This is a genomic window from Streptomyces sp. NPDC053542 (genome assembly GCF_044544685.1).
In the GTDB taxonomy this organism is placed as follows: domain Bacteria; phylum Actinomycetota; class Actinomycetes; order Streptomycetales; family Streptomycetaceae; genus Streptomyces.
Map to the genome: position 1 here is coordinate 61,945 of NZ_JBITXL010000010.1, position 20,034 is coordinate 81,978.

Annotated in this window: 15 protein-coding genes; 6 read left to right on the top strand and 9 right to left on the bottom strand. The window is 72.1% G+C overall.

Going from position 1 to position 20,034, the window contains the following annotated elements; genetic code table 11:
- Positions 1–120: 120 nt before the first annotated feature.
- Positions 121–702 carry a MarR family winged helix-turn-helix transcriptional regulator gene (locus tag ACIGXO_RS26450; RefSeq protein ID WP_399791673.1) on the bottom strand — a complete coding sequence of 194 codons (582 nt, stop codon included), beginning with the start codon at positions 700–702 and terminating at the stop codon, positions 121–123.
- A 66-nt stretch (positions 703–768) separates the two neighbouring features.
- Here ACIGXO_RS26450 and ACIGXO_RS26455 point away from each other — a divergent pair, with 66 nt between their 5' ends.
- Positions 769–1,488, top strand: coding sequence for an SDR family NAD(P)-dependent oxidoreductase (locus tag ACIGXO_RS26455; RefSeq protein ID WP_399791675.1), 720 nt, complete (start codon positions 769–771; stop codon positions 1,486–1,488).
- Between the two features lie 92 nt (positions 1,489–1,580).
- Here ACIGXO_RS26455 and ACIGXO_RS26460 read toward each other — a convergent pair whose 3' ends face one another.
- On the bottom strand, positions 1,581–3,692 hold the full coding sequence (locus ACIGXO_RS26460) for an FUSC family protein (RefSeq protein WP_399791677.1): 2,112 nt from the start codon (positions 3,690–3,692) through the stop codon (positions 1,581–1,583).
- A 205-nt stretch (positions 3,693–3,897) separates the two neighbouring features.
- Here ACIGXO_RS26460 and ACIGXO_RS26465 point away from each other — a divergent pair, with 205 nt between their 5' ends.
- On the top strand, positions 3,898–4,848 hold the full coding sequence (locus tag ACIGXO_RS26465; RefSeq protein ID WP_399791679.1) for an FAD-dependent oxidoreductase: 951 nt from the start codon (positions 3,898–3,900) through the stop codon (positions 4,846–4,848).
- A gap of 119 nt (positions 4,849–4,967) precedes the next feature.
- Here ACIGXO_RS26465 and ACIGXO_RS26470 read toward each other — a convergent pair whose 3' ends face one another.
- From ACIGXO_RS26470 to ACIGXO_RS26480, 3 genes are all read right to left on the bottom strand, one after another.
- Positions 4,968–6,728 carry a BCCT family transporter gene (locus ACIGXO_RS26470; RefSeq protein WP_399791681.1) on the bottom strand — a complete coding sequence of 587 codons (1,761 nt, stop codon included), beginning with the start codon at positions 6,726–6,728 and terminating at the stop codon, positions 4,968–4,970.
- A gap of 54 nt (positions 6,729–6,782) precedes the next feature.
- A complete protein-coding gene (locus ACIGXO_RS26475) occupies positions 6,783–8,096 on the bottom strand; it encodes a M14 family metallocarboxypeptidase (RefSeq protein WP_399791683.1) in 1,314 nt (437 codons plus the stop codon).
- Positions 8,097–8,176: 80 nt separating this feature from the next.
- Complete coding sequence (locus ACIGXO_RS26480) at positions 8,177–10,231, bottom strand: Xaa-Pro dipeptidyl-peptidase (protein WP_399791685.1); 2,055 nt, start codon at positions 10,229–10,231, stop codon at positions 8,177–8,179.
- A 131-nt stretch (positions 10,232–10,362) separates the two neighbouring features.
- On the opposite strand from ACIGXO_RS26480, the gene ACIGXO_RS26485 reads away from it, so the two are divergent.
- Together ACIGXO_RS26485 and sph are read left to right on the top strand one after the other, a co-directional pair.
- Positions 10,363–11,889 carry a M1 family metallopeptidase gene (locus ACIGXO_RS26485; RefSeq protein ID WP_399791688.1) on the top strand — a complete coding sequence of 509 codons (1,527 nt, stop codon included), beginning with the start codon at positions 10,363–10,365 and terminating at the stop codon, positions 11,887–11,889.
- Positions 11,890–11,981: 92 nt separating this feature from the next.
- Positions 11,982–12,980, top strand: coding sequence for a sphingomyelin phosphodiesterase (gene sph / locus ACIGXO_RS26490; protein ID WP_399791690.1), 999 nt, complete (start codon positions 11,982–11,984; stop codon positions 12,978–12,980).
- Positions 12,981–13,003: 23 nt separating this feature from the next.
- On the opposite strand, the gene ACIGXO_RS26495 is transcribed toward sph, so the two are convergent.
- Positions 13,004–13,969 carry an ArsR/SmtB family transcription factor gene (locus tag ACIGXO_RS26495; protein ID WP_399791692.1) on the bottom strand — a complete coding sequence of 322 codons (966 nt, stop codon included), beginning with the start codon at positions 13,967–13,969 and terminating at the stop codon, positions 13,004–13,006.
- A gap of 192 nt (positions 13,970–14,161) precedes the next feature.
- On the opposite strand from ACIGXO_RS26495, the gene ACIGXO_RS26500 reads away from it, so the two are divergent.
- Entirely contained in the window at positions 14,162–15,352 is a 1,191-nt protein-coding gene (locus ACIGXO_RS26500) for an alpha/beta hydrolase (protein WP_399791694.1), read from the top strand.
- Between the two features lie 110 nt (positions 15,353–15,462).
- Here the strand turns inward: ACIGXO_RS26500 and ACIGXO_RS26505 are convergent, their stop codons facing one another.
- From ACIGXO_RS26505 to ACIGXO_RS26515, 3 genes are all read right to left on the bottom strand, one after another.
- A complete protein-coding gene (locus ACIGXO_RS26505) occupies positions 15,463–16,842 on the bottom strand; it encodes an amino acid permease (protein ID WP_399792161.1) in 1,380 nt (459 codons plus the stop codon).
- 296 nt (positions 16,843–17,138) lie between these two features.
- Positions 17,139–17,918 carry a hypothetical protein gene (locus tag ACIGXO_RS26510; RefSeq protein WP_399791695.1) on the bottom strand — a complete coding sequence of 260 codons (780 nt, stop codon included), beginning with the start codon at positions 17,916–17,918 and terminating at the stop codon, positions 17,139–17,141.
- A complete protein-coding gene (locus ACIGXO_RS26515) occupies positions 17,915–19,129 on the bottom strand; it encodes an ATPase/DNA packaging protein (protein ID WP_399791697.1) in 1,215 nt (404 codons plus the stop codon). The genes ACIGXO_RS26510 and ACIGXO_RS26515 overlap by 4 nt, the downstream gene beginning before the upstream one ends.
- Positions 19,130–19,257: 128 nt before the next feature.
- Here ACIGXO_RS26515 and ACIGXO_RS26520 point away from each other — a divergent pair, with 128 nt between their 5' ends.
- The gene (locus ACIGXO_RS26520; protein ID WP_399791699.1) at positions 19,258–19,995 is read left to right on the top strand and encodes a MerR family transcriptional regulator; all 738 of its coding nucleotides are present in this window, start codon (positions 19,258–19,260) and stop codon (positions 19,993–19,995) included.
- Positions 19,996–20,034 lie beyond the last annotated feature (39 nt).

Genomic DNA, 20,034 nt, shown 5'->3' on the forward strand with positions numbered 1-20,034 from the left:
GCCGGGGGCCGCCCCGCGTGTTGCGCCCCCCGGGGGGGGGGGGGCGGCGGCGCGGGGGCGCGGGGGGGGGGGGGGGGGGGGTTCCCCCCCCCCCCCCCCCCCCCGCCGCTGTCCGCGCCCTCAGTCGTCCCCCACGTGTGTCAGCCGGTCGTCGCCGAGCCGGTGCTGCACGTCCTGGAGGAGGGTGCGGAGCAACTCGGTGAGCTGGGCCTGCCGGTCGGGCGACAGTCCTTCGATCAACTCGGCTTCCCGGTGGAGCACCTGGTCCACGGTCGCCTCGACGACCTCGTGTCCGGTCGCGGTCAGCGTGACCTCGACGGTGCGCGGACGCCCCTGCGCGGGCCCGCGGGACACCAGGCCCTCCCCTTCGGCACGGGCCACCCGCTGTGAGACGGCGCCGGCCGTGATCATGCTGCGGCGGCCGATCTCGCGGGTGCTGAGCGTGTAGGGCTCGCCGCTTCGCCGCAACACGCTGAGCAGGTCCAGGGTGGCGGTGTCCACGCCGGCGTGGGCGAGGGTGCGGCGGCGGTCGTCGCCGAAGAGCTTGGCCAGCTGCCAGATGCTCGTGACGATCCCGATGGACGAGACGGGCGTACCCGGGCGCTCGCGCTCCCACGCGGCGGCGATGTCGCGCACCGGGTCGGACGGAACCCTGCCCTCCGGCCGGCCGTCCCCCGCCTTCTTCCTCGCTTCGCTTGCCACGGTACCCCTTCCGACTCTACGTTTAGCTCTAAATTTAGGTCTGAATGACTGTGAGGGGCTCAGCTTATGCCACGCAACATCCTGGTCACCGGTGGCGGCACGGGCATCGGCCGCGCGATCGCCCAGCACTTCGCCGAGCAGGGAGAGAACGTCGTCGTCACCGGCCGCCGCACCGGCCCGCTCAAGGAGGCGGCGGACGCGATCGGCGCCCGGGCCGTGGTCTGCGACCACACCGACCCCGAAGCGCTCACGCGGCTGCTCGCCGAGCTGCCCGACAGCATCGACGTGCTGGTCAACAACGCGGGCGGGAACACCGACTTCGACACCGAGGCGTCGTCGGACCTGGCCTCGTACGCCCGGGACTTCCGCGCCAACCTCGACGCGAACCTGGTCAGCGCCGCGCTGACGACGAAGGCCCTGGAGGGGCGGCTCGCCGAAGGCGGCTCCGTGGTGCACATCGGGTCGATCGCCGCCGCCCGGGGAGGCGGTTCGTACGGCGCGGCCAAGGCCGGCCTGTCGACGTGGAACATCGACCTGGCCGGTGCCCTGGGGGCGCGCGGGATCACCGCCAACGTGGTCGCGCCCGGCTACATCGCCGACACCGAGTTCTTCCGGGACCGGCTCACGGACGAGCGGCGTACGGAGCTGATGACCGAGACCGCCGTCGGCCGGGCCGGCTCCCCCGCCGACGTGGCGGGCGCGGTGGCGTTCCTCGCCTCCCCGGCGGCGCGGCACATCACGGGGCAGGTGCTGCACGTGAACGGCGGCGCGTTCGCCACCCGATGAGGCGAGCGGTGCCTTCCCTCTGAGGCGAGCGGTGCCTTCCCTTGTGCGTCTCGGGCCGTCCTACGAGGGAAGGCGCCGCGCCCCCGTACGCCTCACACCGCCCCCGCGTACCCCCGCATCCGCTCCAGTTCGGCCGCGACGTCGCTGAGCGTGGCGCAGTCCGGCGCCGACTCCAGGGCGGGCGGCGGCAGCGGCCGGGGGCGGTGGCGGCGCGGCGCGTTCAGCGCGGCCGCCATGTCCGTGAGGACGGCGCACAGCCGCCGCGCGTCCTCCTCGCTGGGCCGCTGCGCGCCCTGGTCCAGGCGCACGGCCGCCGCCGTGGTGGCGTCCACGATGCGCTCGGCGGCCTTGACGACGGTCGGCCAGTCGGGGTCGCCGCGGCGGTGCGCCAGCAGCTCGGCAGCCGCCGTCTCGGCGGCGGTACGGGCCTCCCCCAGCGCCTGGTAGGCCGCTCGGCGCAGCGCCAGCCGCTCCCCCGTGTCCGTCCCGGGCTCGGTCGCGAGGACCTGCCGCAAGTACGCCTCCGTGCAGTGCAGCGCGGCAGCGACGCGCGGTCCGACCCGGCGCCGTGGGTCCGCCAGCCGCGGCAGGTGGCCGACGACCAGCACGATGAGGCAGGCGATCGAGGTATCGACGATCCGCTCGGGCGCGGCCTCCGGCGCGCCGCTGACGTGCACGAACGACAGCACCATGAGCGTGATGGCGACGGTCTGCAGGGCGAAGTGCCGGGTCGCGAAGGGCAGCAGCGCGCCGCCCGCCGTGGCCATCACCACGGGCCACCACGCGTCGGGCAGCGCCAGTCCGGCCACGGCGAAGACCAGCACGCCGCAGGCGGTACCGGCGAAGCGGTTGACCGTACGGGAGAACAGCGGGCCGAGGTCGGGCTTGACGAGGAACGTGGCGGTGGCGGGCAGCCAGTACCAGTGGTCGGCGCGCAGCAGCAGCGCCATGGCGGTGCAGGCGGCGATGCAGACGCCGACCCGCAGGCCGTAGTCGCGCCCGGCGGGCCCGAAGACGCGGCGGCCGGGCCCGCGCCGCCAGGCGAACACGCCCGCGACGCCGCGCGCGAAGGAGGCCCAGCGCCCGGTATCGAAGGCCGCGCGCGACCCGAAGGGGGTCCAGGCACCGCTGTCCTCGTCCGATACGGGGCGCTCCGGGGCGCCTGTCTCCTCCGGTGCGCGGCGCTCCGGGGCACCTACGGGAGCGGCGGCACGCAGCCCCCGGAGGAGCCGCTCGTCCGTGGCCCCCGCCGCGGTGCCGCCGGCCGGCGGCTGGGTGCGCGCGAAGACCACCGCCGCGTCCAGCAGCGCCCGGTCGAAGGCGCTGCGCGCGGGCGTGGAGGTCTCGGGCGCCGGCAGCCTGCCGGGCGCCCGCCCGGTGCGCAGCGCCCTGGCGAGGGCGCGCGGGCCCTGTGCGACGCGGGCCGGCAGCGGACGGGCCTCCCAGAGCAGCGCGACGCTGGCCTCGCAGAGCGCGGTGGCGGCGGCGAAGCGTTCGATGAGCCGGCGCTCGTCGGTACGCGGCCTGCGGCGCAGCAGCCGGCGCAGCCGCATGGCCTCGTCGGCCCGGTCCAGTGCCGTGGTCAGCCGGCGCCTGGCCGGTTCGGCGCCCGGCGTGCCGACGGCCACGAGCGCGTCGGCGAGCGCGTCGAAGACGGTGGCGACGGCCGCGCGCTCGCCGCTGAGCGAGCCGCCCGGGGGCCGCGGGGAGCGCAGTACCAGCCGCAGCAGGAGCAGCCAGCCGGCGCCGGCCAGCGTCAGCAGCGCCTTGCTCCACGGCTCCAGCTGCGGCAGCGGCATGCCGGCGCCGAGGATCGCGGCGGCCAGCATCTGCATGCCGGCGGCGGAGCGCACGGGCCCGGCGACGCTGCCGGCGCCGGAGACGAACCCGATGCCGAAGAGGGCGAGCACCAGCCACCAGCCGACGTGCGCGAGGGAGGCGCCGGCGAACATGCCCAGCGCGACGGCCAGCGCGGGCAGCCCGATGTGCACGACGCCCCTGCGCCGGGTGCCGGGACGGTCGTTGACGCCCGCGAGCATCGCGCCCAGGCCCGCGAGGACGCCGGCGGCCGGGTGCCCGGTGGCGACGCCCGCGCCCAGCAGCGGCCCGGCGCACAGCGCCCCTCTGACCACCGCCGACCACGGCACGGGCAGCCGCTGCCAGCGGAAGGGGTGAGCGAGCCAGACGGGTACGGCGCGGGGCATGGGCCTCCTTGAGTCGGCTGCGTACGGATGCGGTGCGTAAGAGGTTCGCTGCGTACGAGTACGGACGGTCCGTGGGGCGTCGTCGGCCGACGGTCTGCTGGTACCAGCCTAAGTGCCTGCTTTGTCCGAGTCGCTGCCGGAGGGTTAACCCAAGATCACAAAAGCCCGAAGGGACTCCGGATACGGTCCCCGATACGGTCCTCGCATGACGAACGATGTGATCGTGGTGGGAGCCGGTGTCACCGGCCTGACCTGCGCCGTCCAGCTCGCCGAGACCGGCCGTGCGGTCCGGGTGATCAGCCGGGACCAGGCCGCCGGAACGACGTCCTCCGTGGCGGGCGGGCTGTGCTGGCCGTACCGCATCCTCCCGGAGGAGGAGGCGGTCCAGTGGTCGGTGCGCGGCTACGAAGCGCTCGCGGGACTCGCGGAGACCGAGGGCACGGGCGTACGGATGGTGACGGGCACGATGGCGGCGGCGTCGGTGCCGGACCGCTGGCGCGACGCCGTACCGGGGCTGCGCGCCGCGCGCCCCGAAGAGCTGCCCGCCGGCATACCCGAGGGCCTGCGGGCCCGTACCCCTCTGGTGGCCATGGACGCGCATCTCCAGTACCTGGAGCGGCGGCTGGCCGCGGCCGGCGGCACCGTGGAGCGGCGCCCGGCCGGTTCCCTGGACGCCCTCGCGCGGGAGGCCGGCGCGGTGGTGAACTGCTCGGGCCTGGGCGCCCGGGAGCTGGTGCCCGACCCGGACGTGCGCCCCGTACAGGGCCAGCTGGTGATCGTGGAGAACCCGGGGATCGAGGAGTGGTTCGTCGACGCGGACGGCCACGCGGACACCACGACGTACGTACTGCCGCAGCCGTACGGCGTCGTGCTGGGCGGCACGGCGGTCGAGGGGGCATGGTCCACCGAGCCCGACCCGGCGGTCGCCGAGGCGATCGTGGCGCGCTGCGCCCGCCTCCACCCCGCGCTGGCAGAGGCGCGCATCCTCGCGCACCGGGTGGGGCTGCGCCCGGCCCGGCCCGCGGTGCGCCTGGAGGCCGAGCGGCTGCCCGGCGGCGGGCTGGTCGTGCACAACTACGGGCACGGCGGCGCGGGCGTCACCGTGGCGTGGGGCTGCGCCGACGAGGTGCTGCGGCTGCTGGACGCGGCGGCCTGAGAAGGCCCGGACACGCCGGAGCGGAGGGCCACGACGGCCCTCCGCTCCGATGAGGCACACGGCACCGACGAGGCCGGTGCCGCGCCTGCCGGTCAGCCCTTCCCGGTCAGTCCTCCCGGTCAGTCCTTCCCGGTACCCGCCGGAGCCGGCCCGTCCTTGTCGCTGACGATCGTCGTCTCCTCGGCCGAGCCGCCGTTGGACGGCCCGATCCGGATCTCGAAGTCGCCCTCGTACTTCTCGTGTCCGGCCACGACCGCGGCCTCGATGACCTCCTCGCCGATCTGGCCGCGCACGATGAGCGGGTCGCTCCGCAGGTCCTTCAGCAGCGCCCAGCACATCATGATCATGACTAGTGTGAACGGCGCGGCGACCAGGATCGTGAGGTTCTGCAGACCCGTGAGGGCGTCGCCGCTGCCGCCCCCGATGAGCAGCATGATCGCGGCGACCGCTCCGGTGACCACGCCCCAGAAGATGACGACGGGCTTGGTCGGCTCCATGGTCCCCTTCTGGGACAGCGTGCCCATCACGATGGACGCGGCGTCCGCACCGGACACGAAGAAGATGCCGACCAGGATCATGACAAGCACGCTCATGAGCGTGGCGACCGGATACTGGTGCAGCACATCGAAGAGCGCACCCTCCACGGAGGCGGTGTCCGACAGCTTCTTGTGCTCCTTCAGGAACATCGCGGACTGCCCGAAGATCGCGAACCAGATGAGGCTCACGACGCTGGGGACGAGGATGACGCCGCCGACGAACTGACGGATCGTGCGGCCCCGGCTGATGCGCGCGATGAACATGCCCACGAAGGGCGTCCAGGAGATCCACCACGCCCAGTAGAAGACCGTCCAGCTGCGCAGCCAGGCGTCGACGTCCTCACCGCTGCTGGCGCCCGTACGGCCGGCCATCTGCGACAGTTCGCCGAAGAACGTGGCCACGCCGGTGGGCACCATGTTCAGGATGAGGATGGTCGGCCCCGCGATGAACACGAAGACGGCCAGGATCAGCGCCAGCACCATGTTGATGTTGGACAGCCACTGGATGCCCTTGGCGATGCCGGAGACCGCGGAGAGGATGAAGGCGATCGTCAGCACGGTGATGATGACCACCAGCAGGGTCGTGCTGACGCTGTCCTTCCAGCCGAGCACCTTGATGCCGCTGCCGATCTGCAGCGCCCCCAGGCCCAGCGAGGCGGCCGAGCCGAAGAGCGTCGCGAAGATCGCGAGGATGTCGATGAGCCGGCCACCGGCTCCGTTGGCCCGCCGGGCCCCGATGAGCGGCGTGAAGACGGCACTTATCGTCTGCCTGCGGCCCCGCCGGAAGGTGCTGTACGCGATGCCGAGTCCGACCACCGCGTAGATCGCCCACGGGTGCAGCGTCCAGTGGAACAGCGTGGTGGCCATCGCCGTATCCATGGCCTGCGCGGCGTCCCTGGGGTGGGTGCCCGGCGGATGGGTACTGAAGTGCCCGAGCGGCTCGCTCACGCCGTAGAACATCAGGCCGATGCCCATACCGGCGCTGAACATCATCGCGATCCAGGAGACCGTACGGAACTCGGGCTCCTCGCCCTCCGCTCCGAGTGTGATGCGCCCGTACTTGCTGATCGCCAGCCAGATCGCGAAGATCACAAAAGCGGACGCGGCCAGGACGAACGCCCAGCCGCCGTTCTTGATGAGCCAGTCGAGCATCGTGTTCGATGCGTTCTCGAGTGACTTGGTGGAGGTCGCTCCCCAGACGATGAAGGCCAGGGTGAGCAGCGCCGTCACGCCGAAGACCACGCGGTCGGTCTGCGCGGGGCGGGCACTGTGCGACTCCGGGGGCAGGTCGATCGCGGCCGTTGGTCCGCTCCCGCCCCCCGGTTCGTTCTCTCTGTCCGTCACGTGGTGACCTTTCGATGGGCTGGATTTCCCCTAGCCATTACCCCCAACCACGGTTTAACACGCGGTCGACGGCTTCGCGGCCGTAAGGTGATATGCCGATCGTTCATCGAGCAGCAGCGGCACGAGCGCCCGCTGGGGCTGGCGCAGCCGGACGACGGCACCGTCGCCGTCGCGCTCAGCCTGGATGCCGTGCAGCTCAAGCTCGTCCCCGACCTCCGCATAGCTTCCCTTGTCCAGCCGGTAAGCGCACGGCGGGTCCTGCAGGATCTCCTCGTCCGTTGCGGGATCGTTGTCCGCGCCGCCGAAGTAAACGGGCCCGCGGTCCGCGTATCCTGCCAGCCGTGCCGCGGTGGTGGCCGCCTCGATCCGGCCACGGCGCTCACCGAGGAAGGCGAACGCACCCTTCAGCCCGGCCAGCTGGGAGTCGACCCGGCGCCGGTTGTTCACGGCCGGGTCGTCCTTCTCGGCCTGCGTGAGCGGCGTCGTACGGGTCTCGACGAGCAGCCCGACGGAGTTCTTCACGCCCGCGGTGTTGCGCAGGATGCGCTCCTGTCCGTCGCCCGCCACCTGCTTGATGGGCTCGCCGGTCTCCGGGTCGGTCCAGATGCCGTAGATGCCGGTGCTGAAGCCGTGCTCCTGCACGGTGGGGCGCACGTACCGCTCGGAGAGCGTACTGGCCTCCTCGTGCACCGCGTCCTGGGTGTTGAGGCTGCGCGGCCACAGGGACAGCAGGTCCTTGTCGTAGTACGGCGGGGTGGCTCCGTACTCGTGCAGGTCGTAGACGGTGTCCGGGCGGTAGTCGCGGAACAGCGCGGCCATCGTGCGGGCCTCGGCGGTCTTCAGGGCGAGGTGGTCGCGGTTGATGTCCACGCCGTCGGAGTTGCCGCGGGTGTTCGCGGCCCGGCCGTCGGGGTTGGCGGTGGGGAGGACGAGGACGCTGGTGTGCTCCAGGAAGGCGCGGGTGGCCGTGTCGGTGGCGTACGCCAGGTTCCGGACCGTGGACAGGCACGCCTCGCGCCCGGAGGGCTCGTTGCCGTGCTGGGAGCAGATCAGCAGGACGGAGTTACCGCGGCGTACCTGGTCGGCGGTGGGCGGCTGGGTGGCGCCGATGCGGACGAGCTGGAGCGGGCGGCCCTGCTTCGTCGAGCCGATCCGGTCGACGCGCGTGCGCGCGCTGTCCCGGTCGACGCGGGCGAGGAACTCCTGCTCCTCGGGCTGGGTGGTCCAGCGGGCGCCGTGGGTGGTCTCGAAGCCGGTACGCGGCCCTTCGGGCGCCGCGGCCGTGGCCGGGGCCGGCGCGGCCAGGAAGGTCGTGGTGAGCGCGGTGGTGACGGCGCCGAGGAGCGCGGCGCGGAATCTGTACCTCACGAAGCGGTGCCTCCTTGGTGGAGCGGACAGGGTGCTCCGGGCCGGGGCCGCGTGCGTACGCCGCGGCCCCGGCCCGGTGGTCAGCGGGCGTCCGGCACGGGCCGGCCGGGGCGCGGCGCGTCCAGTCCGGCGAGCGGGCCGGCCCCGGTGTGCGGGGTCGTCGGCTTGCCGGAGAGGGCGCGCGCCGCGCCCGAGAGCGGGAGTTCGGCCTTGGTGCGGGACAGGTCGAGGGTGAGCGTCGGCCGGGTGGACGGCGGGTCGATGAGCCCGGCGTCCGTGCCGCCCACGATCAGCGCGAGCCGGTGCCCGGCGGGCACGACATGGTCCGTGGCGGCCAGGTCGAGGGTGATCGTGTACGGCTTCCCGGGCGTCAGCGGGCGGCCCTTGCGCGGGTCGGCGTACGTGCCGAGGTCGGCCCAGCCGCGGCTGAAGACGGTCTGCCGCACCTTCTCGGTGTCGGGCGCGGTCTCCTTGAAGCAGGCACTGTCGCCGTCCCGGCTCGCGCCCCAGCAGGTGCGCCGGTCCAGCGTGACGATGCCTTCGCCCTGCCCCGCGTAGTCGCGGATGGTGGCCGGGCCGAGGTCGACCAGTACGGCCGTGAGGTGCGCGGTGGCGGTGGACGGGGTGGCGGTCACGGTGACCTTGCCGGAGCCGGACAGCCGCAGCGGTGCCGCCAGCGGCGCGGTGCTGAACGCGGCCTTCGCGGCGGTCGGTTGGTCGGCGTGCGCCGCCCAGTCGGTCTCGCTCAGCTTCGGGTCGTCGGTGAAGGTCTCGGTGGCGCCGGGCGGCGCGGGCTTCGTCCCGAGCACCCCGACACCGGGCTGCTCGCCCTTGCCGGGCCGCAGCGTCGTACGGACGGCGGTGCCGGGCGCGGGCCAGACGCGGTCCGTCGACCACTCCCCCGGGGCCCGCTCGATATCGGCCATCGGGGCGCGGTCGGCGCCGTTCTCGTAACCCATCAGGTAGTGATCGAACCACCGGTGCAGCGCGGGCACCCAGTCCGCGCGCCGGAAGTCGAACGGATCGACGTGCCCGGTCTGCGAGAGCCAGATCTTGCGCTCGACGCCGTTCTTCGCGAGAGCGTCCCACCACTGCCCGAAGTGCTTGGTGCGGACGTTGAGGTCCTGCATGCCGTGCACGACGAACACGCTGGCCTTCACCTTGTGCGCGTCCTTCACGTAGTCGCGCGCGTCCCACAGGCCGGTCCAGTCGCCACTGCGCGGGGCGCCGTCGACGAGCTCCTTCTGTACGGCGGCGCAGCGGGTGCGGGCCGCCGGGCTCTCGACGTAGTCCGACAGCCACTCGGGGCCGGAGTCGTAGAGCGGCGCGCCCTGGGAGAAGTAGTAGTCGTACCAGGAGGAGATGGCGCCGATGGGCACGATGGTCTTCAGGTTGGGCACGCCGGTCGCGGCCACGCCGTTGGCCACGGTGCCGTCGTAACTCTTGCCGATCATGCCGGTCCTGCCGTTGGACCAGTCGGCGGTGACCCGTTTCCCGCCGGTGGGGGCGTCGTAGCCGCGGGCGCGGCCGGCCAGCCAGTCCACGACGGCCTTGGCGGACCGCACATCGGAGCGGCCGCCGACGTCCACGCAGCCGTCGGAGCGGTTGGTGCCGGCCAGGTCGACCAGGACCGTCGCGTAGCCGCGCGGCACGAAGTAGTTGTCGTAGAAGAGCGGGAACTGCACGGGGCGGCCGTCGGCGCCGTAGGTCTTCTTCTGGCTCTCGTTGCCGCGGCCGCAGCAGGAGTAGTACGGACTCGCGTCCATGATCACGGGTATCCGGCGGCCCTGCTGCGCCGGTTCGCGCGGCCGGACGATGTCGACGGCGACCCGGTCGGTCCTGCCGTCCGAGTCGCCGTCGATCCTGGTGTCCACCCATACCGACTCGCGGACGGCGCGGTCGTAGGAGTACACGGGTCTGCTCTCCCCGGAGGCGCCGGGCGCGGCCTGCGCGGCGCCGCCGGGCGGGAGCAGGACGGCCAGTAAGGCGGCGGTCGCCGCCACGACGAACGCTTGCCACGGTATGCGGCCTCGCCGCGTGCGTATGGTCACCCGCGGGACCGTAGCGCGAGGCCAGGGCGGTACGTAAGGGTGTGGCAGGGACGGAAGTGACCATGACGGCCCGATGTCGGTCATGTGTCAGATATGGCCATGCACCTGACGTGGGACGCCGCAGTACATAGGGTCGGAAGCGATCCCGACCTGGATCGGCACCACCCCCCACGAAGGCCGGAACCGACCGGTCTCTCCGACGAGTTGGAGGACTCGTGCGTCACAGACTCCTCGTGCCGGGCGCCGCCGCGCTCAGCCTGCTGCTGGCGATCCCGGCATCGGCTGCCGACTACTCCCCCGGCGCCCCGGGCGTGGGCGACTCCTACTACCCCGAGAGCGGCAACGGCGGGTACGACGTCTCCCACTACGACCTGCGCCTGAAGTACCAGCCGAAGACGGACCTGCTGGAGGGCACCGCGACCCTCCTCGCGAAGACCACGCAGGACCTCTCGCGCTTCAACCTCGACTTCGGCCTGAAGGTCAGCGAGGTCCGCGTCAACGGCAAGCCGGCGGCCTTCAAGGCGTCCGGCAAGCACGAGCTGGAGGTGACGCCGGCCGCGCCGCTGCCCAAGGGCAAGGACATCAGCGTCGTCGTGCGCTACGCGGGCAAGCCGTCCGAGCTGAAGATCGACGGCTTCTCGGCGTGGGCGCGCACCCCCGACGGCGGCGTGATCGCGCAGGAGCCGGACGCGGCGGTCTGGTGGTACCCGAGCAACGACCACCCCACCGACAAGGCCACGTACGACATCTCGGTGGCCGTGCCGGACGGCACCCAGGCGCTCAGCAACGGCGTGCTGCTCTCGGAGTCCTCCAAGCTCGGCTGGACGCGCTACAACTGGCGCTCGGACAAGCCGCAGGCGACGTATCTGACCACGCTCGCGGTCGGCAAGTTCGACGTCACCAAGGACACCACCGCGAACGGCCTGCCGGTCATCAACGCGGTCAGCAAGGACCTCGGCAGCAACGAGGGCGCGGCGAAGGCCAGCATCGAGCGCACCACCGAGGTCGCGGAGTGGCTGGAGACCGTCTTCGGCCCGTACCCGTTCAACGCGCTCGGCGGTTACGTACCGAACGTCCCGGCCGGTTACGCGCTGGAGACCCAGACCCGCCCCTTCTACGGCAAGAAGGCGTTCGACGCGGGCACCAACGTCTCCGTCGTCGTGCACGAGCTGGCCCACCAGTGGTACGGCGACAGCGTGTCGCTGAAGGACTGGAAGGACATCTGGGTCAACGAGGGCTTCGCGCGCTACAGCCAGTGGCTGTGGTCGGAGAAGGAGGGCGAGGGCACCGCGCAGGAACTCGCGGACTACGTCTACGACCGGCACCCGGCCGACGACGCCTTCTGGACGGTGAAGCCGGGCGACCCGGGCCCGGACAACCAGTTCGACATCGCGGTCTACGACCGGGGCGCGCTGGCCCTCCAGGCGCTGCGCAACAAGCTCGGCGACAAGACCTTCTTCGGGATCCTCAAGTCCTGGCCGACGGAGAACAAGTACGGCAACGCCTCGGTCGCCGACTTCGTGAAGTTCGCTGAGCAGAAGTCCGGCAAGCCGCTCGCGGACTTCTTCGACACCTGGCTGTACCAGCCCGCCAAGCCGTCGGCCCCGGCGGCACAGGGCGCGTCCATCGCCCCCACGAAGGCCCCGGCGGCACAGCCGAAGTCCTGGAAGAAGATCGCGGCGACGAACGACGTGCACTCCCACGACGGCGTCCACGCGCAGGACGGTCACCGGCCGGAATAAATCTTCCCGCCAGCCACCGGTTACCAGAAGGTAACCGCGCCTGATTGGATGTGCGGCACCGGATCAACTTCCCCACCCCACAGGGAGATTCAGTGCCGCACTCCACCCTGCGCCGCACGCGCGCCGCCGTCCTCGCCACCGCGATCGCCGTCGCCGCGTCACCGCTTCTCACGGCCGCCACCGCAACGGCCGCGCCGGCCCCCGCCGCGGACACCCCCGCGCTCAAGGTCCTCACGTACAACACGTTCCTGTTCAGCAAGACGCTCTACCCCAACTGGGGCCAGGACCACCGCGCGAAGGAGATCCCGGCCGCGAACTTCTTCCGCGGCCAGGATGTCGTCGTCCTCCAGGAGGCGTTCGACAACTCCTCCTCCGAGGCCCTGAAGGCGAACGCCGCAGCGGAGTATCCGCACCAGACCCCGGTCATGGGCCGCGGCAAGGACGGCTGGGACGCCACCGGAGGCGCGTACTCCTCGCTCACCCCGGAGGACGGCGGCGTCACCGTCCTCAGCAAGTGGCCGGTGCTCCGCAAGGAGCAGTACATCTACAAGGACGCCTGCGGCTCGGACTCCTACTCCAACAAGGGCTTCGTCTACGCCGTACTGGACGTGAACGGCACGAAGGTGCACGTCGTCGGCACCCACACGCAGTCCACCGACCCCGGGTGCGGCGCGGGCGAGGCCGCCGCGACGCGCGCGAAGCAGCTCACCGAGATGGATGCCTTCCTCGACGCCAAGAACATCCCGGCCGGCGAGCAGGTCATGGTGGCGGGCGACTTCAACGTCGACTCCCACGGCGACGAGTACGGGGCGATGCTCAAGGCGGCCGATCTGGCACCCGCCGACGCCCGCACCGGACACCCGTACTCCTTCGACACCCAGGAGAACTCCATCGCGAAGGACCGGTATCCCACCGACCCCCGCGAGGACCTGGACTACGTCCTGCACCGCGCCGGGCACGCCCGCCCCGCCGACTGGAACAACGAGGTCGTCAAGGAGGCGTGCCCGCCCTGGACGGTCACCAGCGGCGGCAAGGAGTACACGTACACGAACCTCAGCGACCACTACCCCGTCACAGGTGCGGCGGTCTAGGGGGCCAGGGCCTGCCCGGTAGGTCAGGTGTGCCCCCGGACCAGCAGGCCCCCCAGGGCGGTGCGCCGGTGCAGCACCGACCGGCCGGCACGGACCGTGGTGATCCAGCCCGCACCGCGCAGCGCCGCGGTGTGGGCGGATACGGTGGCGTTGCTGACGCCCAGTCGGCGGGCGAGGCCGCTGGTGGTGTCCTCCTCCGCGAGCAGCAGCAGGATGTCGAGGCGGGTCCGGCCGAGTATCCGGGCCAGCGCGCCGTGTGCCCCGCCCGCTGCATCCGGGTGGAGCGGCAGCCCCGGACCGGCCGGGTAGGTCAGGAACAGCGGGCCGTCCGGCGGATCGGCGATGAGGGGGTGGCCGGTCCAGTGGAAGGTCGGCTGGAGCACCAGGCCACGGCCGCCCAGCGTGCGGTCCGAGTCCCAGGGAGCCGCTAACTCCCAGATGTTCTCGTGCAGTTGACTTCCGGGAACAAGCGCGGTGAGCGCGGCGGCGGTGCTGTGCTCGGCCGCGGTCAGGGCATAGCGGGTGAACTCTTGCTGGTGCAGGTCCTGTACCAGGGGCCATACGGGGCGCAGCGCCGTCTCGAAGGCCGCTCGCTGCGCACGGCGCAGGAGTTGCCAGGCATCGGCATCGCCCCGGTACAGGTGATGGATCCACAGCGGGGGCGAGCCGGGGTGCTGGGCGTAGACCCGCTCGATCTCGGAGCGGACCAGAGCCGGGCGGGAGGCCCGTACGGTGTCCAGCCCCTCCGTCAGGTCGTCGCTGAACACATCGATGAACTTGGGGGCCGCCACCCCGGGAACCAGTTCCCCCAGCGGCGCGGCCGCGGCCGGCAGGGACCGGAGCAGTCGCCGCCGCCAGCGGCCGAAGAGCGGATCGTCGCCGGGGCGGCACATCCTCATGAGGGCCACGTTCAGCTCCTGGAGGGGGGCCGGCCGGGGCGCGAACCGGACCCGGGCGAAGTCGGTGGCCGTGAAATGGATCCGTATCACTGCTCTCCTCGGCGGCGGTACCGGACCGTGGTTTCGGTCCGGGCCATGGTTTCGGTCTGGCCATGGTTTCGGTCCGGGGCTAAAACATCGCCCGCGGCCCCGCCGAACGACAGCATGCACGCCATGACCTCTTCCGCACATACCCATGTTGCCGCCGGAGCGGGCCGTCGGACCGTCGTCAAGTCGGCCGCTATGGCAGCCGGATTGCTGCTCATGGGCGGCGGTGGCGTCGCACGGGCCCAGGCACGGCCCGCGGACGATGTCACCGTACGGCTGCCCGCGCCCACCGGCCCGCACCGCATCGGGGTCACCACCCTCTGGCTGGTCGACCGCTCCCGACGCGACCCGTGGGATGCCACGATCCCCGTACGAGAAGTCGTGGTCTCGGTGCTCTATCCGGCCCGTACCGTCCGCGGCTGTCCGGTCGCGCCTCAGATGACCGGGAGCGCCGCGGCGATGTTCAACGACATCGATGTCCGCATCCACGGCCTGCCTCCGTCCGGTGTGGACTGGGCGGCCACCGCGTCCCATGCGCACACGGGCGCGCCCGCGCACCCCGCACGGCGACCGGTGCTTCTCTACAGCCCGGGCGGCGGCGATCCGCGCACCCTGGGCACCGGGCTCGCCGAGGACCTGGCGAGTCACGGCCATGTGGTGGTGACCGTCGATCACCCCGGCGACACCAGCGAGGTCTGGTTCCCCACCACCACGGCGTACCGGGACAAGCCCTACCGCACCACGGTGTTCCGGGACGACCCCCGCAAGGACCCACGGCTGGCCCGCACCATGATCGATACCAGGATCGCGGATCTGCGCTTCGTGCTCGGCCGGCTGGCGGCCCTGGCAGCCGGGCACAATCCGGATGCGGCAGGCCGCGCACTGCCGGCGCACCTCGGGCGGGCCCTGGATCTGCGGCGGGTGGGCTGCTACGGCCATTCGGCCGGGGGCACCGCAGCGGCCGAGGCAATGTACGAGGACCGCCGTATCGCTGCGGCGGTCAACCTGGAGGGCTATCTGAACCATCCGCCGGACGGGACCGGTCGGGAGGGGGAGCTGTACCCGGTCGCCCGCCATGGGGTGGACCGGCCGCTGCTCCTGCTGGGAACCGACGGGTTCATCGGCAAGGAGGAGGCGCGGAAGGAACTGGAGTCGTCCTGGTCGGCCATGCTCGCCCACCCGTGTGCCCGCCGGCGGCGGATCGACCACGCCGCGCATTGGGTGTTCACCGACTACGCCGCCATGGTGCCCCAGTTGCAGGCCGCCGGGCTGATGACGGCCGACGCCCGCCGCGCACTGGTCGGCACACTCGACCCGGCCGTGTCGGTGCCCACGGTACGGCACCACGTACGGTCGTTCTTCGCCCGTCATGTGCCCCGGCGCTGAGGACGGGCCCGCGGGTCACGCACACGAGCCCCGCAGCTGGAACGCCGGCGCCCCGGCCCTCGTCTCCGTGGAGAGAGGGCCGGGGCGCTGCCGTCGGGTGCTGCTTGTGCTCAGTGGCGCTGCCCGGGGATCCCCGGTGCGTCGGGCCCGTCCAGGGCCGCCCGCTCCGCCGCGATCCGCGCCACCTTGCCGCGGACCGCGAACCAGCCGATGACCAGGGCCGCCGCGAGGACCGGGATCAGCATCACGGTCTGCCGGCCGACGCCGCCGTCGAACCACATCAGGACGATGACGCCCAGGAGGAAGGTGATCGTGGCGATGTCCGTGACCGGCGTGCCGGGCAGCCGGAACTTCGGCCGGTCGACCAGCCCCGCACGGGAGCGGCGGACGAACACCATGTGACAGATCATGATCACGACCCAGGTGCTGATGACACCCAGCGCCGCGATGTTGATGACGATCTCGAACGCCTCTTCCGGCAGGAAGTAGTTCAGGCCGACGCCCAGCACACACACCGCGGAGGTGAGCATGATGCCGCCGTAGGGCACCTGGTGGCGGTTCATCCGGCCGACGAACTTGGGCGCGGACCCGGACATCGACATCGAGCGCAGGATGCGCCCGGTCGAGTAGAGGCCGGAGTTGAGGCTGGACATCGCGGCGGTCAGGACGACGAGGTTCATGACGTCGCCCGCGTACGGAACGCCGACGTTGGACAGCACGGTGACGAAGGGGCTCTCACCGTCGGTGAACTTGTTCCACGGCAGCAGCATCGTGAGCAGCACGACCGAGCCGACATAGAAGACGCCGACCCGCCACATGATGGAGTTGACGGCCTTCGGGACGACCTTCTCCGGCTCGCTGGTCTCGCCCGCGGTGACGCCGACCAGCTCGACGGCGGAGTAGGCGAAGACGACTCCCTGGAGCACGATCACGACCGGGAGCAGGCCGGTCGGGAAGAGGCCGCCGTTGTCGGTGATCAGGTCGAGGCCCGGCGCATGGCCGCCCACGGGGTGCTGGGTGGCCAGCAGGAAGATGCCGATGAGCATGAAGGCGACCAGCGCCGCGACCTTGATGATCGCGAACCAGAACTCCAGCTCACCGAAGATCTTCACGGAGATCAGGTTCACCGTCAGCACGACCGCGAGGGCGATCAGCGCCATCACCCACTGCGGGATGTCGGTGAACATGCTCCAGTAGTGCGTGTAGAGCGCGATGGCCGTGATGTCGGCGATACCGGTGGTCGACCAGTTCACGACATACATCCAGCCCGCCACGTAGGCGCCCTTCTCGCCCAGGAACTCACGGGCGTAGGAGACGAAGGAGCCGGAGGAGGGGCGGTGCAGCACCAGCTCGCCGAGCGCCCGCACGACGAAGAAGGCGAAGAGGCCGCAGACCGCGTAGGCGATGGCCAGCGCGGGCCCCGCGGAGTGCAGCCGGCCGCCGGCGCCGAGGAAGAGGCCGGTGCCGATCGCGCCGCCGATGGCGATCATGTTGATGTGCCGGGCCTTGAGGCCCTTGCTGTATCCGGCATCGCCCGCGTCGTGCGGGGCATTGCCGTTCCCCCCGTCCGGCGGCCGGTAGGCGTCTTCCTGGACGGTTTGCGTGCTCACAGGTGCGTCATCTCGCTTTCGGGAGGGCGGTGGAGCGACGGCCGGCTGCTGCGGATCGCGCGAGCCGGGCCGACCGCACACCTTCCCCGAAGTGCGGGCATCCGTCTGTGAAGGAGATCACAGAGGCTCGGGCGCGAGTCTCGCCCGACCCTTTCGCGACCGGGCCGACGGCCCTCTCAGTCCTTCAGGATCAGTACCAGCGCCAGCACCACCGCCAGCGGCCAGCCCGCCAGCAGTACGACCGCCCACAGCCCGCCGCCGGGCCCCCTGAGCAGCGCCACGAGCCGCCCGACCAACCCGAGCCGGTCCTCGGCGGCGCCCTCGGAGCCGTCGTCGCCCTGCTGCGGCTGCCCCGGCCCGCCGTCCGCCCCAGCCCCCGGCTCCGCCGTCCCGGGCGCTCCCGGAGCGCCGGAGCCGTCCTCACGGCCGGGCGCGGCGGACGCCGGCTCCGCCGCCTGCCCGGACTCCGGTACCGGCACCGTCCCCGCGGCCAGCTCCGCCACCGGCACCCGCGCGGAGACCGCCGACGGGAACGCCCGCTCGTCCTCCAGGAAGCGCGCGAAGACGTCCAGCACCATCGGGCGCAGCCCCGGCAGGTCGGCGTCCGCCACGGACAGCCGCGCCCGCGCGCCCGACCCCCCGGTGACGACCACGCCGTACGCGAGCTCGATGGGCCGGCCGCTGCGGTCGCGCAGCACCACCCCGTCCGCGCCGGGCGGCGACGCCTGGACGATGCGGTACGAGAGCCCGATGCGGTCGCCGCCCGGCAGCGTCGCCTCCGCGTGCCGGCTCTCCCCCGCCTGCGTCAGGCTGCCGGTGATCGCGTCGCGCAGCAGCCCGGACAGATTGCGCTCGCTCAGGAAGCGCGGCACGAGCAGCGTGCGCTGCCCCACCTTGCGGCCGCGCGCCACCAGGAAGGGCCAGCAGCCTGCGTCCCGGGACCCCCTGCGGCTCACGACGCCTCGCCGTCGCGCAGTACGGAGGCCGGCATCTTGGCCACGAAGGAGGCGAGCTCGGCGTTCATGCGGTCCATCGCGATCCGCCGCGCGGAGGCCGCCTCCTCGGTGAGCCGGTCGACCTGCCCCAGCTCCTGCTGGCGCAGGCCCATCTTGCGCTCGCCCTGCTCGGTGAGCCGGCTGGCGAACATCTCCACCGCAGCCTCGCTCACCTTGTCCAGCTTCTTGCCGCCCACCACGGCGCCCAGGACGCCGCTGATGGCCTTGCTGAGCCGGGCGCTGAGGGTGCCGCTCAGCCACTTGATCCGCTCGGCGGCGGTCAGGGCGGTGCTGCGCTGGATCTCGCGGATCAGCTGGCGGCGGGTCGCCTCGTCCAGCCGGCCGAGGATGGAGGAGAAGATGTCGGGCAGGATCGCGAGGAACGGGACCTCGACGTACTGCGGGTGCGGCACCGCGCCCGGGTGCTTGCGCATCCGGCCGTCCGGCTCCAGCGTCGCGTAGTCGGGGCCCACCGAGCTGACGGGCAGCAGCCGGACGGCGGGCGCGTACTCGTTCCCCGCCATCGCGACGTTCCCCACGAGGTGCGCGAATTCCTCTATCCCGCACAGCGCCTCCTGGACGGCGGCCAGCGAGTCCGCTTCCGTACCGGCGTATCCGGCGATCAGGTCCCACTTGGTGATCACGAAGTGCACCGGCTTCTCCGCCGACTGCAGCAGCCCGAAGATCATCGACATTTCGTGGTGGAAGTGGTCCAGGCCCTCGTCGGTGCCCCGCAGCAGCTCGCGCACGTACTGCCCGTCCAGCAGGCACAGCACCGTGTCGGCCGCCACCAGCCGCTCGGTCAGCTCCTCCTGGGCCCGCGAAGCCGCGTCGTCCTGGGTGGCCTCGGTGAGCAGCTCGCCCGCGTAGTCCAGGTACTTGATGCGCAGCACCGAGTGATTCGTGGCATTCCGCCGGGTCTTGCAGTCGAAGGTGTACTCGCGGCCGTTGTACACGCGCGTCGAGGCGGGCCATTCCTCGCGGTCCCGCACCTGGCGGTAGATCTCCATCAGCTCGATGCGCGTCGCCTGCGAGCACTCCAGGAAGATCGCGGCGCTGCTCTGCACCTGGAGGCGCTTGAAGAGGCTGGAGAGGTAGACCGTTTTGCCTGATCCGGACGGCCCGATCACCAGTACCCGGACGGTGAACGGGTCGTCGCTGAGTTCGAGCATGCGTCCCCCGAAGAGCTCTGTACCGAGCAGTGGATGCTACTGAAGGGGGCAGCGGGCCGGAAGGTGATCGGGGCTCTCTCATCCGCAGGAGTGGTGACATCAGTGGTGAGACAGCAATACTGTCCAACATGATGGAGTCCGCCGAGTCCGCTGCCGACCTGAGCCTGACCGTCGACGAGCTGGCCGCCCGGGCCGGTGTCACGGTCCGTACGATCCGGTTCTACAGCACCCGCGGGCTGCTCCCACCGCCGGAGATCGGCCCGCGCCGCGTCGGCCGGTACGGCGCCGACCACCTCTCCCGGCTCGCGCTCATCGAAGAGCTGCAGCACCAGGGCATGACACTGTCGGCGATCGAACGGTACCTGGACCAGCTGCCGCCCGACCTCAGCGCCCAGGACCTCGCCATCCACCGCGCCCTCGTCGCCGGCTGGCTCCCGGACCGGGCCGAGGAGCAGACGCTCGCGCAGCTGGAGCGGCGGGTGGGCCGGTCGCTGACCGACCAGGACCTGGACCGGCTGGCCGCGATGAGCGTACTGGTGCGCACCGAGGAGGCGGACGTCTTCCAGGTGGATCCGGGGCTCCTGCAGCTGGGGGTGCGGCTGCTGGACGTGCCGATCGCGCTGGAGACCATCCTCGCGGCCCGTTCGGTCGTACTGGAGCACACCCGCTCGGCGGCCCGGGAACTGAGCCGGCTGTTCAGGGACGAGGTCGGGGCCGCCTACGAGGACGGCGGGCCGGACGCCGCCGAGGTGGCCCGGCGCAAGTCCCTCTCCGCCGACATGCAGCCCCTGGTCGTCCAGGCACTGGTGACGGCGTTTCAGCGGTCGATGAAGGAAGAGCTGCGGGAGTGGTTCGGCGGGCGGTGAGCGCGGGAGGGGCGGGCCCGCAGGCCCGCCCCCAGTAAG